Raw genomic sequence first — 14,739 nt, forward strand, 5'->3', positions numbered from 1 at the left:
GTTCCCGGGGTCTAACTATCAGGCAGGGTCCCTGATAGTTTACGTGTCATGACCGGGGAAACCGACCTCAGCCCGGCGCGACTGCGCCATGCCCGCTTCGCCATCGCCGCCGTCTTCTGCGCCCACGGCGCGGTCACCGGCTCCTTCGCCACCCGCATCCCCTGGATCCAGGACCACGCGCAGCTCAGCGCGGGCACCCTGGGCATGGCCCTCGCCTTCCCCGCCCTCGGCGCCGCGCTGACGATGCCGCTGGCCGGGCGGATCAACCACCGGCTCGGCGCCCGCACCGCCCTGCGGGTGCTGCTGGGCTTGTGGACGCTCTCACTCATCCTCCCGAGCCTCGCCCCGAACCTGGTGACGCTCTGCTTCGCGCTCTTCGTCTACGGGGCCACCGCCGGCATGTCCGACGTCGCGATGAACGCGCTCGGCGTGGAGACGGAGAACCGGCTGGGGCGCTCGATCATGTCCTCGCTGCACGGCATGTGGAGCGTGGGCGCCCTGATCGGCTCGGCCGCCGGTACCGTCGCCGCGCACACCGGCACCGACGCCCGCCTCCACCACCTGATCGCCGCGCTCGCCCTGACGGCGGCCGGGCTGGTCGCCGTACGGGGCGTGCTGGACCTGCGCACCGACGCCGACGGCGAGGCTCCGCCGCACTTCGCACTACCTCCCAAGTCCGCACTGTTCATCGGGGCGATCGGCTTCTGCGCGGTCTTCGCGGAGGGCGCGAGCATGGACTGGTCCGCGGTCTACCTGCGGGACGTGCTGCACACGGACGCCGGCCTCGCCGCCGCCTCCACTACGGCCTTCGCGCTCACCATGGCGCTCGCCCGGCTCGTCGGGGACAAGGTCGTCGACCGGTTCGGGGCCGTACGGACGGTCCGCGCGGGCGGGGCGCTGGCCACCGCGGGCGGGCTCCTCGTCGTCACGGTCCACCACCCGGCCGCGGCCCTGGCGGGCTTCGGGCTGATCGGGCTCGGCATCGCGGTGGTGGTCCCGCTGGCCTTCGCGGCGGCCGCCCGCAGCGGTCCGGCCCCGGCGCAGGCCATCGCGGGCGTCGCGACGATCACGTACACCTCGGGCCTGATCGCCCCGTCGGCGATCGGCGCGGTGGCGGACGCGACCTCGCTCGTGGTGTCCTTCGGGCTGGTCACCCTGCTGGCGTTCGCGCTGATCCTGGGGGCGACCGTGCTGCGCCGGCGCCCGGTGGCGGCGGGCGCCTCCGCCGCGAACCGGGACGAACCTGCTGCTATCCGGCCGTAATATAACGCCTGGCCGCCTGCGGCCTCGTAGCTTGAGCAGACCGAGCTCGACCGAATCAACAACTGGAAGTGGTGGAACATGGGCCTCGGCGTGCGCTGGACCCTGCACGGAGACGGGCGGACCCCCGCCCCCGGCGCGGTGGTGCGGCCGGACGAGCGGCTGACCTGGCCGCGGACCGCCGGGCTGGGCGCCCAGCACGTCGTGGCGATGTTCGGAGCGAGTTTCGTCGCGCCGGTCCTGATGGGGCTGGACCCGAACCTCGCGATCATGATGTCCGGTGTCGCCACCGTCATCTTCCTGCTCGCGACCCGCGGCCGGATCCCCTCCTACCTGGGCTGCTCGCTCTCGTTCGTGGGCGTGGCCGCGGCGATCCGGGCGAGCGGCGGGGACAGCGCGGTCGTCACGGGCGCGGTCTTCGTGGTCGGCGCGGCGCTCTTCCTGTCCGGTCTGGCCGTCCAGCGGTTCGGGGCGCGGATCATCCACGCGGCGATGCCGCCGGTGGTGACCGGCGCGGTCGTGATGCTGATCGGCTTCAACCTGGCGCCGGTGACGGCCTCCACGTACTGGCCCCAGGACCAGTGGACGGCCCTGCTGACCATGGCGTTCACCGGGCTCGCCGTGGTGTGCCTGCGGGGCTTCTGGTCGCGGATCGCGATCTTCCTCGGCCTGGTCTTCGGCTACGGCATCTCCTGGATCTTCGACCTGGTCTTCGGCAAGATCTACTCCACGATGGGCGGCCCGGAGGCCGTGCACCACTGGCGGCTCGACCTGTCCGGGGTCGGCAAGGCCGACTGGATCGGCCTGCCGAGCTTCCACGCGCCGGCCTTCGAATGGTCGGCGATCCTGATCGCCCTGCCAGTGGTCATCGCCCTGATCGCGGAGAACGCCGGGCACATCAAGGCCGTCGGCGAGATGACCGGCGACCCGCTCGACGACAAGCTGGGCACGGCCATCGCGGCCGACGGCGCCGCCTCGATGCTCTCCACCGCACTCGGCGGCCCGCCGAACACCACCTACTCCGAGAACATCGGCGTCATGGCCGCCACCCGGGTGTACTCGACGGCGGCCTACTGGGCGGCCGCCGGATTCGCCCTCCTCTTCGGCCTGTGCCCGAAGTTCGGCGCGGTCGTCGCCGCGATCCCCGGCGGGGTGCTGGGCGGGATCACCGTGATCCTGTACGGCATGATCGGCCTGCTCGGCGCGCAGATCTGGATCAACGGCCGGGTGGACCTGCGCAATCCGCTGAACCTGGTGCCCGCCGCGGCCGGCATCATCATCGGCGTCGGCGGCGTCAAACTGCACATCAGCGACAGCTTCGAACTGGGCGGGATCGCGCTCGGCACGATCGTCGTCATCACCGGCTACCACGCGCTGCGGTACTTCGCTCCGGCCCACATGAAGCAGCAGGAACCCCTGCTGGACGCGGGCACCTCGGCGTACGACGGGACGGACGGGAACCCTGCCGGGGAGCCCGGCGACAAGCGGGGTTGACGGAGTTTCGCCCGAACCGGCGAAGCGTACGGCCAAGTTCCCCTGATCCCGGCCCGCGACTGCGACGCTGCCTGACATGGCCCCCATGGAAGCGGTGCTGGCGCGGATGCGCGCCCTGGACGAGCGGCTCCCCGAGCGGGACGGCGTCGCCGTCTTCAACCGGGTGTACCTCACGGTGACGCAGACGCTCCACGAGCGGATCGCGCACGGTGCGTTCCCCGCGCCGCGACGGGCGGAGACCCTCAGCGTCCGCTTCGCCGAGCGCTACCTGACGGCGGTGGAGGCGGACCGGGCCCCGGCGTGCTGGCGGCCGCTCCTGCAGTACCGCCGCCACCCCGGGATCCGGCCGCTCCAGCACGCGCTGGCCGGGATCAACGCGCACATCGGCCACGACCTGGCGCTGGCGGTGGTCTCCACCTGCCACGTCCTGGACTGCGATCCGGCGGCGCTCGAAGCGGACTTCGACCGGGTCGGGGACCATCTGGTCTCCCTGGAGGAACACATCCGCGAAGAGCTGATGCCGGGCCCGGACCTCCTGGAGATCGCGGACCCCCTGACCCACCTCCTCGGCGCATGGAGCCTGGAACGGGCCCGCGCGGGAGCCTGGGCCTCGGCCCGCCTGCTGTGGTCACTGCGCCGCTCCCCCGACCTGGCGGAGGAATTCACCGAGTCCCTCGACGCGGGCGTAGGCCTGGTCGGCCGCTGCCTGCTGACTCCGACGGGCTGACACGCCGCTGCGCGAAGCCGTGCCCCTCGGGGCCGTGGCCGGGCGCATCCCGCCCCGCCCCGCCCGGTCGCCGCGTTCCCCCGCTGCGCGGAGCTGTGCGCATTGGGCCTCGGGGGCGCTGCGTGGGCTTGTCCCCTACCCGCCCTTCCACCGTTCCCAGGGCTCCGCCCCGAACCCGTTGCCGCGTGCGGCGCCGTTGCCGGGGGCCAGCCCCCGGGCCCCCGCGCCTCAAACGCCGGCGAGGCTGGATTTGAGCGGACGCCGGGCAAAATCCAGCCCCTCCGGCGCTTGAGTGGGCGCAGCCCGGAGCCCGACGGGGCAGGGCAGAGCCCTGGGAACGGTGGAAGGGCGGGTAGGGGACCAGGCCCGCGCAGCGGAAGACGGCCGCAGCGCCGTCGGGTAGGGCCCGTGCGGCCGTGGCCGGCGGGGCTCCGGGTCCGGGCCCGGGCATGAGGACGGGCCGTCCCCGCGCTCGCGCGCGCGGGGACGGCCCGTGTCGGGGGCCGGAGGGGCCGGGTGGGTCAGTCCTCCGGGAGTTCGACCGGGGCTATGTCGTCGTAGACGTCGCCGGGGCCGGGGTTGGTGGAGTCCGTGGCGCCGCCGAGCTGGTGCATGACGCCCCAGACCGCGTTCAGCGCCGTCTGGACCGCGCCCTCGGCCCAGCCCGCCGTCCAGGAGATGTCGTCGCCCGCGAGGAAGATGCCGCGCTTGTCCTCGGGGAGGCGGTCCTGCATGAAGTGGGTGAACAGGCGTCGCTGGTAGCGGTAGTGGCCCGGCAGGTTGGCCTTGAAGGCGCCCATGAAGTAGGGCTCGTTCTCCCACGACACGGTCACCGGGTTGCCGATGACGTGGCGGCGGATGTCGACCTTCGGGTAGATCTCGCCGAGGGACTTCAGCATGACCTCCATCCGCTCGTTCGCGGACAGCGGCAGCCACTTCAGGCTGTCGTCGCACCAGGTGTAGGACAGGCAGATGACGGCCGGCTTGTCGGGGCCGTTGTCCAGGAGGTACGTGCCGCGGGTCATGCGGTCCGTGAGGGTCATCGACATGACGTCGCGGCCCGTCTCCTCGTCCTTGTCCAGCCAGAACGGGCGGTCGACGGGGACGAAGAGCTTGGACGACTCCATGTAGTGGGTGCGCTCCATCGCCGTCCAGTGGTCGATCGGGAAGAGCGAGTCGTCGCAGCTGATCTTGGAGAGCAGCAGCCAGGACTGGGCCGTGAAGATCGCCGCACGGTAGGTGCGGATGTCGCCCGAGGAGTCCGTGACCGTGATGCGGTTGCCCGCGGTGCGGTGCAGGCGCGTCACCGCCGGGCGCGGGGTGCCCTCGTGGAGGGTGGAGAGGGAGGTGCCCTGCGCCCAGTGGACGATCTTCTCCGGCTCGCGCTCCCACAGCCGCAGCGGGAGCTGCTGCGAGCCGCCCACGATGCCGCGGTGGTGGTCGTCGGCCTCGGTGTAGACGACGCGCAGGATCTCGAGGATCGAGTTCGGGAAGTCGGTGTCCCAGCCGCCCGTGCCGAAGCCGACCTGGCCGAAGATCTCGCGCTTGCGGAAGGACTGGAAGGCCTCGGACTTGCAGAGGAACCCGTAGAAGGTCTCGTCGTCGAGCTTCTCTACGAGCTTGGCCCAGATCTCGCGGATGCGCGGGACGTCCCGCTCGCGCATCGCGGTGTTCATGTCGGAGAAGTCGGCGCCCTCTTCGAGGCAGGCGTTCCACGCGGCGGACACGTCGCGGTAGACCTGCGGGAGGTCGGCGATGGTCTCGGCGTAGTGGGTCTCGCCCTTGAGGTCGACGACCGTCGAGGGGGTGGCCGGGGAGAGCGGGTTCGGGAAGGGCTCCGTGACCAGGCCGACGAGGTCGATGTAGTGCTGGAGGGCGGTGGAGGACGGCGGGAAGCGCATGGCGCCCATCTCCGCGGTCAGCTCCTCGGTGCCCGCGCCCTCGAAGCCCACCGTGCGCAGCCGGCCGCCGATCTGGTCGGCCTCGTAGACGACGGGCTTGAGGCCCATCTTCATCAGCTCGTACGCCGAGATGATGCCGGACAGTCCACCGCCGATGACGGCGACCTCGGTGCCGTGCTCGGTCGCCGGTATCTGGCCGAGGCCCGCCGGGTGCGCGAGGAAGTCGTCGTACGCGTAGGGGAAGTCCGGACCGAACATCGTGATCGGCGGCTGACCGTCGCTGTGCGGGACGGCGGTGGTGGGCACCGTGGACGTCATGGGGTACGACTCCTAGCGGGGTGGGGCAGGGGAAAAGAGGCTGGAGGGCCCGGCGGACCGGGCGGGAGGCTCAGACGAGCGAGGCGTACAGGCCGGGGCGGCGGTCCCGCAGGTACGGGTTGGTCTCGCGCGAGACCCGCAGCAGTTCGGGATCGGCCTCGCCGATCACCAGTTCCTCGCCGCGCCCGGCCCGGGTGCGGGTGACCCCGTCGGGGCTGGCCAGGCAGCTGAGCCCGACGAACTCGAACTCGCCTTCCGGGCCGGTCCGGTTGACGTACGCGATGTACATCTGGTTCTCGAAGGCCCGTACGGGTACCAGCTGTTCGGCGACGAACTGGAAGGGGTGCATCTGCGCCGTCGGCACCAGGAGGAGGTCGGTGCCGGCCAGCGCGTGCGCCCGTACGTTCTCGGGGAACTCCACGTCGTAGCAGATCATCAGGCCGATCCGCAGTCCGCCGAGGTCCGCCTGGACGACAGGGACGTCTCCGGGGGTGAAGGCGTCCTGCTCGAAGCAGCCGAAGAGGTGAGTCTTGCGGTAGTTCGCCAGCCGGTCGCCGTCGGGGCCGATGAGCTGGGTCGCGTTGTAGACGGTGTCGGCGGCTCGGCCGTCCCGCTCGGGGTAGCCGTAGAGCACGGCGACCCCGTGGCGGCGGGCGATCTCGCCGATGGCGCGGGCGGACATGCCGTCGGCCGGTTCGGCGAGCCGGGCGATGTCCTCGATCTCCAGCGCGTAGCCGGTGAGGAACATCTCCGAGGTCACGAGGAGCCCGGCCCCCGCCTGTGCGGCGCGTGCCGCGGCCTCGTCGAGCGCCTTCAGGTTGGCGGCGGTGTCGCCGAGCCGTCCGGAGCTCTGGAGGAGGGCGGTGCGCAACGGGGGCATGGGCGTACCTCTGTGGCAGGAGGGGTGGGGGTCATAAGACGGTACGTTCGCGCGTTCGACCCCGACAAGCCGTGACCGTTGCGCTCCGCGCATCGATTCGTTGCGTCTTGCGGGGCGGACCCGGCGATTCGTTGCGCGGGCCCCGTACGGAGCCCGCGCGGGCGTCTTATGAGGCCCGACCGAGGCCCTACGAGGCCTTGCGGAAGGCCGGGTCCGCGCTGAGGCGGCGCAGGTCTTCCAGGATGTCGGGGGTGTGGTTGGACACCACCCGGCCGCTCCAGCCGTCGCAGAGGGCGGGGACGGTGAGCGGGCCGTCGTGGTGGTGCCCGGAGGCCTCGTAGGCGCGGCGGAGCGCCTGGTGCCCGGAGGTGTCACTGTCGGTGCCGCTGTCGATGCCGAGGACGGTCACCGCAACGGCGTCCCGGAGCCCCGGTGCGGCGAGTGCGGCGGCGACACCGCGGCAGTGCGGACAGTCGTCGGCGGCCAGGAAGACCCGGTACCGGTGCGGGACGGGCGAGAACCCGGCCCCGATCCGCCCGCGCAGGGGCGGCGCCGCCGCCTCGGGCCGGGGGTGGGGCTGGGGGTGGACCTGGGGCTGGGGCTGGACCTGCGTCGGGGCATGGCTCTGGACATGGGTCTGCACATGGGTCTGGGACACGGTTCTCCTCTGGCTGCCTGCGTCAGTACGTGCGCGCGTGCTCGGCGGGGTCTAGGAGGCCGGGGCCGAGGCGCTGCAGACGCGGAGGAGATCGATGTGCAGACGGCGGGTGAGCCAGGAGCGGCGGAGGGGTGCGGGTGGCGTGATGAGCTGATCCACCGGGTCCCCCTCTGTGTCCGCGGCCCCGTTAGTCTGACGTTGGCAGTCTCATGGCACCGTCCGAGGCCGTCAAGAGTGCCCGCACGATGGAAGGAAGCTCCGCCCATGTCCGCCCAGTTCCGGCCCGGCAGCGTCCTCGACAATCCCGTCTGGGCCGCGCTCGACGGCACGCACCGGGGCTTCGCCGAAACCGGGCCCGCCGGGCTCGCCGCCCGCTACGCCGCGGGCGTGTCCCCCTTCGCGGCGCTCTCCGATCCCGAGGACCCGCACGCCTGGGCGGATCTTGCCGAGCTGGTCGGGCCCGGCCAGGAGGTCTGGGTGACCGGGCTGCCGACCCCGCCGCCGGGCTGGCAGACCCTGATGTCGATACCGGGCGTACAGCTGGACGGGCGGCCCGTGCAGGGCAAGGAGGAGCCGGAGGCGGTCCTGCTGGGCCCCGCCGACGTGGCGGAGATGCTCGAGCTGGTGGCGCTGGCCAAGCCCGGCCCGTTCGGCGAGCGCACCGTCGAGCTGGGCACGTACCTCGGCATCCGCAGGGACGGCCGACTCGTCGCGATGGCCGGGGAGCGGATGCGCCCGCCTGGCTGGTCGGAGATCAGCGCGGTGTGCACGCACCCCGAGCACCGCGGTCAGGGACTGGCCGGGCGGCTGATCCGCGCGGTCGTGGCCGCCGTGGAGGAGCGCGGGGACAGCCCGTTCCTGCACGCGGCCGCGCAGAACACCTCGGCGATCGCCCTCTACGAGGCCATGGGGTTCACCCTGCGCCGGGAGCCGTTCTTCATCGGGCTTCGCACTCCCGACACGAAGGCTTAACACCGACACGAAGGCTTAACACGGATCGGCCCTGCGGGCGTTGTGGCCCGGCCCCCTCTGACCTAGCGTCGGAAGAACGACCGGAGGGGGCAGGGCATGACCGTACGCACCGGGGGTGACCCCGTCACCCCCAGCCGCGCCGTGCACCTGCACTCCCGCGCGCACATCGACCTCCAGCGGGTCGCCGCCTCCCTCTGTCGTTCCTGATCAGCGTTCCGCGTTCCGCCGGCCGCGCGCCCTTCGCCGCGCCGCCCGCCAGCCCGCCCGCCTGATCAGGAGGCAGCTCCGCCATGCCCGCTCACCCTTCGACCGCCCCCTCCCCGCACTCGTCCCCCTCCCCCGCGATCCGTCTCGCCGTCGCCCTGGACGGCGCGGGCTGGCACCCGGCCGCCTGGCGCGAGCCGGGCGCCGACGCCGACCGGCTGTTCACCGCCGGGTACTGGGCCGCGCTGGTCGCCGAGGCCGAGGCCGGCCTGCTGGACTTCGTCACCTTCGAGGACTCGCTCGGCCTCCAGTCCACCGATCCGGCCGGGCCCGACGGTCGCACCGACCTGGTGCGCGGCCGGCTCGACGCGGTCCTGGTGGCCGCCCGGGTGGCGCCGCTGAGCCGGCACATCGGGCTGGTGCCGAGCGTGGTGGCCACGCACACCGAGCCGTTCCACGTCTCCAAGGCGCTGGCCACCCTGGACCACGTCAGCCGCGGGCGCGCCGGTCTGCGCATCCAGATCTCCGAACGGCCGGACGAGGTACGCCACTTCGGGCGCCGTACGGCGGGAGAGGGCGCCGCCGCGCTGTACGGGGAGGCCGCCGACCACGTGGAGGTGGTGCGGCGGCTGTGGGACAGCTGGGAGGACGACGCCGAGATCCGCGACGTGGCGACGGGCCGCTTCGTCGACCGGGCCAAGCTGCATTACATCGACTTCGAGGGACCCCACTTCAGCGTCAGGGGCCCCTCCATCACCCCGCGGCCGCCGCAGGGCAGGCCGCCGGTGAGCGCGCTGGCCTCGGACGCCGCCGCGTACCCGTTCCTCGCCCGGACCGCCGACATCGGCTACGTGACCCCGCGCAGCGCCGACGAGGCCCGCTCCGCGGCCGCCGCGCTCCCCGGAGTCCCGCACGTATTCGGCGAGTTGACGGTGTTCCTCGACGAGAGGCCGGCGGTCGCGGAGCGCCGGCTGCAGCGGCTGGACGCCGCGCACGGGGCCCCGTACACCAGTGACGCCCGGGTCTTCGCGGGCACCCCGGCCCTCCTGGCCGATCTGCTGCTGGAGTGGCACGGGGCCGGACTGACGGGCTTCCGGCTGCGTCCGGGGGTGCTCGCGCACGACCTGCCGGCGATCACCCGCGGCCTGGTCCCGGAACTGCGGCGCCGCGGAGTGTTCCGCAGCGCGTACGAGGCCTCCACGCTCCGCGGCCTGCTGGGGCTGGAGCGCCCCGCCAACCGGTACGCCGCCGCGCCCGCGGCCGCACGCACGCCCGCTCCCGCCTCCGCCTGACCCCATCCGGAAGGACCTACAGCCATGAGCAAGCCGCTCAAGCAGATCCATCTCGCGGCGCATTTCCCCGGGGTCAACAACACCACCGTGTGGAGCGACCCGGCCGCCGGAAGCCATATCGACTTCGACTCCTTCGTCCACTTCGCGCGCACCGCCGAGCGCGCCAAGTTCGACTTCCTCTTCCTCGCCGAGGGTCTGCGCCTGCGCGAACAGGGCGGTGAGATCTACGACTTGGACGTGGTGGGGCGGCCCGACACCTTCACCGTGCTGGCGGCACTGGCCGCCGTCACCGAGCACCTCGGGCTGACCGGCACCATCAACTCCACCTTCAACGAGCCCTACGAGGTGGCCCGCCAGTTCGCCTCCCTCGACCATCTGTCGGGCGGCCGGGCCGCATGGAACGTGGTCACCTCCTGGGACGCCTTCACCGGGGAGAACTTCCGGCGCGGCGGGTTCCTGCCGCGCGAGCAGCGCTACGAGCGGGCCCGGGAGTTCCTGGCCACCGCTCACGAGCTGTTCGACGCGTGGGACGGCGGCGAGGTGCTCGCCGATCCGGTCTCCGGGGAGTTCCTGCGGGACGCGGGCGCGGGGGCCTTCGCCCACCGGGGCGAGCAGTTCGACATCTCCGGCCACTTCAACGTGCCGCGCAGCCCCCAGGGGCGGCCCGTCGTCTTCCAGGCGGGCGATTCGGACGAGGGCCGGGAGTTCGCGGCGGCCGGTGCGGACGCCATCTTCGGCCGGCACAGCACGCTGGAGGCGGGCCGCGCGTTCTACGCGGACGTCAAGGGGCGTCTGGCCCGCTACGGGCGCACCCCCGACGAGCTGAAGATCCTGCCGGCGGCCACCTTCGTACTCGGCGACACCGATGCCGAGGCCCGGGAGCTGGCCCGCGAGGTGCGGCTCAAGCAGGTCAGCGGGGCGACCGCGATCAAGTACCTGGAGCACGTGTGGAACCGGGACCTGTCCGGCTACGACCCGGACGGGCCGCTGCCGGACATCGACCCGGACCCCGGGGAGAACACCATCGCGCTGGGGCGGGCGAGCGTACGCCTGAACCGGGATCCGGTGGCCGTCGCGCGGGAGTGGCGGGAGCTCGCGGCCGCGCGCGGGCTGTCGATCCGGGAGCTGGTGATCGAGACCACCGGCCGGCAGTCCTTCGTCGGCTCGCCCCTGACGGTCGCGCGGGAGATCGACAACCTGGTCCAGCAGGACGCCGCCGACGGCTTCATCCTGGTCCCGCACCTGACGCCCGGCGGCCTGGACGGCTTCGCCGACACCGTCGTACCGCTGCTCCAGGAGCGCGGGGTGTTCCGCGACGAATACAGCGGGCCGACGCTGCGCGACCACCTCGGTCTCGCGGCTCCCCGCACCCGCCCCCTGGCCCACGCCCACCACTGAGGAGACCCCCATGCCCGCCACCATCCCGCTCGGGATCCTCGACCTCGTCCCGATCCCGTCCGGCTCCACGGCCGCCGAGGCCCTGCGCAGCACCGTCGACCTGGCCCGGCAGGCCGAACGGTTCGGCTACGCCCGGTACTGGTTCGCCGAGCACCACCTCAATCCCGGGGTCGCCGGGTCCTCCCCCGCCGTCGTGGTGGCACTGACCGCCTCGGCGACCACCTCGATCCGGATCGGCTCGGGCGCGGTCCAGCTGGGGCACCGTACGGCGCTGTCCACGGTCGAGGAGTTCGGTCTGCTGGACGCGGCGCACCCGGGCCGGATCGACCTGGGCCTGGGCCGCTCGGCGGGCGGCCCGCCGCAGCGCCCGGCCGGGGAGCCGGCGCGGGCCCACACGACGGAGAACGGGCTGCGCATCCCGGAGCCGTTCTCCTTCGCCCATCTACGGGGCCACCCGCGCGTGCTGCTCCAGCAGCGGCTGCTGCACCTGCCGGGGGCCGAGTCCGAGGAGTACTCCGGGCAGGTGGCCGACGTACTGGCCCTGCTGCGCGGGGAGTACCGCTCGCCGGAGGGGGTGGAAGCGCACGCCGTGCCCGGGGAGGGGGCCGAGGTGGAGGTGTGGGTGCTGGGCAGCAGCGCCGGGGTGAGCGCGGAGACGGCCGGGGCGGGCGGGCTGCGATTCGCCGCGAACTACCACGTCAGCCCGGCGAACGTGCTGGCGGCGGCCTCGGCGTACCGGGAGGCCTTCAAGCCCTCGGCCGGGCCGGGCGGGCTGGACCGGCCCTACCTGAGCGTCTCCGCCGATGTGGTGGTGGCGCCGACCGACGCGGAGGCCCGGGAGCTCGCCGCCGGGTACGGGCCGTGGGTGCACAGCATCCGCACGGCCGAAGGCGCGATCCCCTTCCCCTCCCCGGCCGAGGCCCGGGAGCTGGTCCGGGGCTGGTCGGCGGCGGACCACAAGCTGGTCGCCGACCGGGTGGAGACCCAGTTCGCGGGGTCCCCGGCCACCGTCGCCGACCAGCTGGAGCGGCTGCGCGACGCGACCGGCGCGGACGAGCTGCTGATCACCACGATCACGCACGACCACGCCGACCGGGTGCGTTCGTACCGGCTGCTGGCCGGGGAGTGGGCCCGCCGGGGGTACCTCGGCCGCTAGATCGTCTCCGGCCCGGCGCCCCGGCTTTCGCGCCGGGCCCGGGAAGAGGATCGTGGGAGGTGAGTCCACCCGCACCTGCCATCCCGGGAGGTACATCATGCGCAAGGTCATGGACTGCAGGCAGTACCCCAGCGAATCGAACTGCTCCCTCACCATCTCGGGTGAGGAGGAGGAAGTCATGCGGGCGTCGGTCCAGCACGCCATGGACGTGCACGGTCACCAGGACAGCCCGGAATTCCGCGCGACGCTGCAGGGCCTGCTGAAGGACGAGGCGCCGCAGCACGCCTGACTACGCGGGCGCGCCCGAGGTGAAGCGCCGTAGCAGCGGGGAGAGGACGAGCACGGATTTGGTGCGCTCCACGAAGGGCTCGCCCGCGATCCGCTCCAGGACGCGCTCGAAGTGGCGCATGTCGGAGGCGAAGACCTGGACGAGGGCGTCCGCGTCGCCGGTGACGGTCGACGCGGACACCACCTCGGGGTAGCGCGCCAGACCTCGCCGGATGTCGTCCGGCGAGGTGTTGTGGCGGCAGTAGATCTCGATGAAGCCCTCGGTCTCCCAGCCCATGGAGGCCGGGTCGACCCGGACGGTGAAGCCGGTGATGGCCCCTTCGGCACGCAGCCGGTCCACGCGCCGCTTGACGGCGGGGGCGGAGAGCCCGACCTCGGAGCCGATGTCCGCGTAGGAGCGGCGGGCGTCCTCGGCGAGGGCGTGCACGATGCGTTCGTCGAGATCGTTCAGTCGCACTGCGCGTGGATCACTTCTCTGCTGCGGCCGGCTCTGTGGTGGTCGGCTCGGCGGTGGCCAGTCGGGAGCGGCGGATGCCGTACAGGAAGTAGATCACGAGCCCGACGGCCATCCAGCCACCGAAGACCTGCCAGGTGACGGCGTCGAGGCTCCACATCACCCAGCCGCAGGCGAGGAAGCCGAGTACCGGCGTGAGCGGGAACAGCGACACCTTGAAGGTGCGCGGCATGTCGGGGCGGGTGAAGCGCAGGATGATGACGGCGACGTTGACCAGGCCGAAGGCGAAGAGCGTGCCGATGCTGGTGGCGTCGGCCAGCTTGCCGAGCGGGATGGTGGCGGCGAGGAGGCCGCAGAAGAGGCCGACGATCACCACGTTCGCGCGGGGGACGCCGGTGCGCGCGTTGACCTTGCCGAAGGCCTTGGGCACGAGGCCGTCGCGGGACATGGCGAAGAGGATGCGGGTCTGGCCGTAGAGCACGGCGAAGACGACCGAGGCGATGGCGACGACGGCGCCCGCCGCGAGGACAACGCCCCAGTAGCTGTGGCCGGTGACGTTGGTCATGATCTGGGCGAGCGCGGCTTCGGTGCCCTCGAAGTCCTGCCACGGCATGGCGCCGACGGCGACGAAGGCGACGAGCACGTAGAGGACGGTGACGATGAGCAGCGAGAGCATGATCGCGCGGGGCAGGTCGCGCTTGGGGTTCTTGGCTTCCTCACCGGCGGTGGAGGCCGCGTCGAAGCCGATGTAGGAGAAGAAGAGGGTGCCGGCCGCGGCGGTGATGCCATCCCGGCCGAGCGGGTTGAAGTTCGAGTAGTTGCCGGACTTGATGCCCATGAAGCCGATGCCGATGAAGAGCAGCAGGGTCACGATCTTCACGCCGACCATGATCGAGTTGATCCGGGCGCTCTCCTTGGCTCCGCGCATGAGGAAGACCATGGCGAGCAGGACGACGACGAGCGCCGGCAGGTTGATGTAGCCGCCCTCGCCCAGCGGTGCGGAGACGCTCTCGGGGATGGTGACCCCTATCGTGCCGTCGAGGAACTCGTTGAGGTACTGCCCCCAGCCGACGGCCACCGCCGCGACGGAGACTCCGTACTCCAGGATCAGGCACCAGCCGCAGATCCAGGCGACGAGCTCACCCATGGTGGCGTAGGCGTACGAGTACGAGGATCCGGAGACCGGCACCGATCCGGCCAGCTCCGCGTAGGAGAGCGCCGAGAACAGGGCGGTGAGGCCCGCGATGATGAAGGAGATCGTGACGGCGGGGCCGGCCTTGGGGGCCGCCTCGCCGAGGACGACGAAGATGCCGGTGCCCAGGGTCGCGCCGATGCTGATCATGGTCAGCTGCCACATGGTGAGCGACCGCTTCAGCGCGCCGCCCTCGCCCTGGCCGCCCTCGGCGACCAGCTGCTCCACCGGCTTGCGGCGCAACAGGGGGTGGGCAGCCTTACGGGGCTCGGAGGTGAGCGGTGGCGCCTGGCCGTGATCGAGCACGAGGGGACTCCTTTGTCACTGCGGGTGGGGTTGTCAGGCGTCGACCGCAGCGGTCCGGAGCAGGAGCAGGCCTGAGGCCTGGGCATGGGGACCGCCGAGCAGGCGGTCCTCGCCACTCCACGTACAGCGAGTGAGCCTACGAGCTGAGTGATACCGCCCGTAATGCACCATCCTTGCACATTGGCGACTGATCGTTGCGCGGATCTGCCCGGGGTGGTCCTTTGTTGCGTGCGGATGAT

Annotated in this window: 14 protein-coding genes; 9 read left to right on the forward strand and 5 right to left on the reverse strand. The window is 72.3% G+C overall.

Annotated features, from left to right (window positions below):
- The first annotated feature begins 48 nt into the window (after positions 1 to 48).
- From OHU74_RS05780 to OHU74_RS05790, 3 genes are all read left to right on the forward strand, one after another.
- Complete coding sequence (locus OHU74_RS05780) at positions 49 to 1,263, forward strand: MFS transporter (RefSeq protein WP_371614901.1); 1,215 nt, start codon at positions 49 to 51, stop codon at positions 1,261 to 1,263.
- 78 nt (positions 1,264 to 1,341) lie between these two features.
- The gene (locus tag OHU74_RS05785) at positions 1,342 to 2,754 is read left to right on the forward strand and encodes a uracil-xanthine permease family protein (protein ID WP_371614902.1); all 1,413 of its coding nucleotides are present in this window, start codon (positions 1,342 to 1,344) and stop codon (positions 2,752 to 2,754) included.
- 85 nt (positions 2,755 to 2,839) lie between these two features.
- Entirely contained in the window at positions 2,840 to 3,481 is a 642-nt protein-coding gene (locus tag OHU74_RS05790) for a DUF5995 family protein (protein WP_371619580.1), read from the forward strand.
- Between the two features lie 521 nt (positions 3,482 to 4,002).
- Here OHU74_RS05790 and OHU74_RS05795 read toward each other — a convergent pair.
- The 3 genes from OHU74_RS05795 to OHU74_RS05805 all read right to left on the reverse strand — a co-directional run bounded on the left by OHU74_RS05795 (position 4,003) and on the right by OHU74_RS05805 (position 7,238).
- A complete protein-coding gene (locus OHU74_RS05795) occupies positions 4,003 to 5,700 on the reverse strand; it encodes a flavin monoamine oxidase family protein (protein ID WP_371614903.1) in 1,698 nt (565 codons plus the stop codon).
- Positions 5,701 to 5,770: 70 nt separating this feature from the next.
- Positions 5,771 to 6,580 (reverse strand): carbon-nitrogen hydrolase family protein, encoded by an 810-nt coding sequence (locus OHU74_RS05800; RefSeq protein WP_371614904.1) that lies wholly within the window; start codon positions 6,578 to 6,580, stop codon positions 5,771 to 5,773.
- 187 nt (positions 6,581 to 6,767) lie between these two features.
- Positions 6,768 to 7,238 carry a hypothetical protein gene (locus OHU74_RS05805; protein WP_371614905.1) on the reverse strand — a complete coding sequence of 157 codons (471 nt, stop codon included), beginning with the start codon at positions 7,236 to 7,238 and terminating at the stop codon, positions 6,768 to 6,770.
- 264 nt (positions 7,239 to 7,502) lie between these two features.
- On the opposite strand from OHU74_RS05805, the gene OHU74_RS05810 reads away from it, so the two are divergent.
- The 6 genes from OHU74_RS05810 to OHU74_RS05835 all read left to right on the forward strand — a co-directional run bounded on the left by OHU74_RS05810 (position 7,503) and on the right by OHU74_RS05835 (position 12,549).
- The gene (locus tag OHU74_RS05810) at positions 7,503 to 8,210 is read left to right on the forward strand and encodes a GNAT family N-acetyltransferase (protein WP_371614906.1); all 708 of its coding nucleotides are present in this window, start codon (positions 7,503 to 7,505) and stop codon (positions 8,208 to 8,210) included.
- 96 nt (positions 8,211 to 8,306) lie between these two features.
- Positions 8,307 to 8,417 (forward strand): putative leader peptide, encoded by a 111-nt coding sequence (locus OHU74_RS05815; RefSeq protein WP_330295337.1) that lies wholly within the window; start codon positions 8,307 to 8,309, stop codon positions 8,415 to 8,417.
- An 83-nt stretch (positions 8,418 to 8,500) separates the two neighbouring features.
- Positions 8,501 to 9,706: an LLM class flavin-dependent oxidoreductase gene (locus OHU74_RS05820; RefSeq protein ID WP_371614907.1), complete on the forward strand. Its 1,206-nt coding sequence runs from the start codon at positions 8,501 to 8,503 to the stop codon at positions 9,704 to 9,706.
- A gap of 24 nt (positions 9,707 to 9,730) precedes the next feature.
- Positions 9,731 to 11,104 carry an NtaA/DmoA family FMN-dependent monooxygenase gene (locus OHU74_RS05825; RefSeq protein ID WP_371614908.1) on the forward strand — a complete coding sequence of 458 codons (1,374 nt, stop codon included), beginning with the start codon at positions 9,731 to 9,733 and terminating at the stop codon, positions 11,102 to 11,104.
- 10 nt (positions 11,105 to 11,114) lie between these two features.
- Positions 11,115 to 12,260 carry an LLM class flavin-dependent oxidoreductase gene (locus OHU74_RS05830; RefSeq protein ID WP_371614909.1) on the forward strand — a complete coding sequence of 382 codons (1,146 nt, stop codon included), beginning with the start codon at positions 11,115 to 11,117 and terminating at the stop codon, positions 12,258 to 12,260.
- Positions 12,261 to 12,357: 97 nt separating this feature from the next.
- Positions 12,358 to 12,549, forward strand: coding sequence for a DUF1059 domain-containing protein (locus tag OHU74_RS05835; protein WP_371614910.1), 192 nt, complete (start codon positions 12,358 to 12,360; stop codon positions 12,547 to 12,549).
- Here OHU74_RS05835 and OHU74_RS05840 read toward each other — a convergent pair whose 3' ends face one another.
- Positions 12,550 to 13,005, reverse strand: coding sequence for an Lrp/AsnC family transcriptional regulator (locus OHU74_RS05840; RefSeq protein ID WP_330295341.1), 456 nt, complete (start codon positions 13,003 to 13,005; stop codon positions 12,550 to 12,552).
- 10 nt (positions 13,006 to 13,015) lie between these two features.
- On the reverse strand, positions 13,016 to 14,500 hold the full coding sequence (locus tag OHU74_RS05845) for an amino acid permease (RefSeq protein WP_371614911.1): 1,485 nt from the start codon (positions 14,498 to 14,500) through the stop codon (positions 13,016 to 13,018).
- Positions 14,501 to 14,739 lie beyond the last annotated feature (239 nt).

The sequence above is a fragment of the Streptomyces sp. NBC_00454 genome, from assembly GCF_041434015.1.
Lineage (GTDB): Bacteria > Actinomycetota > Actinomycetes > Streptomycetales > Streptomycetaceae > Streptomyces.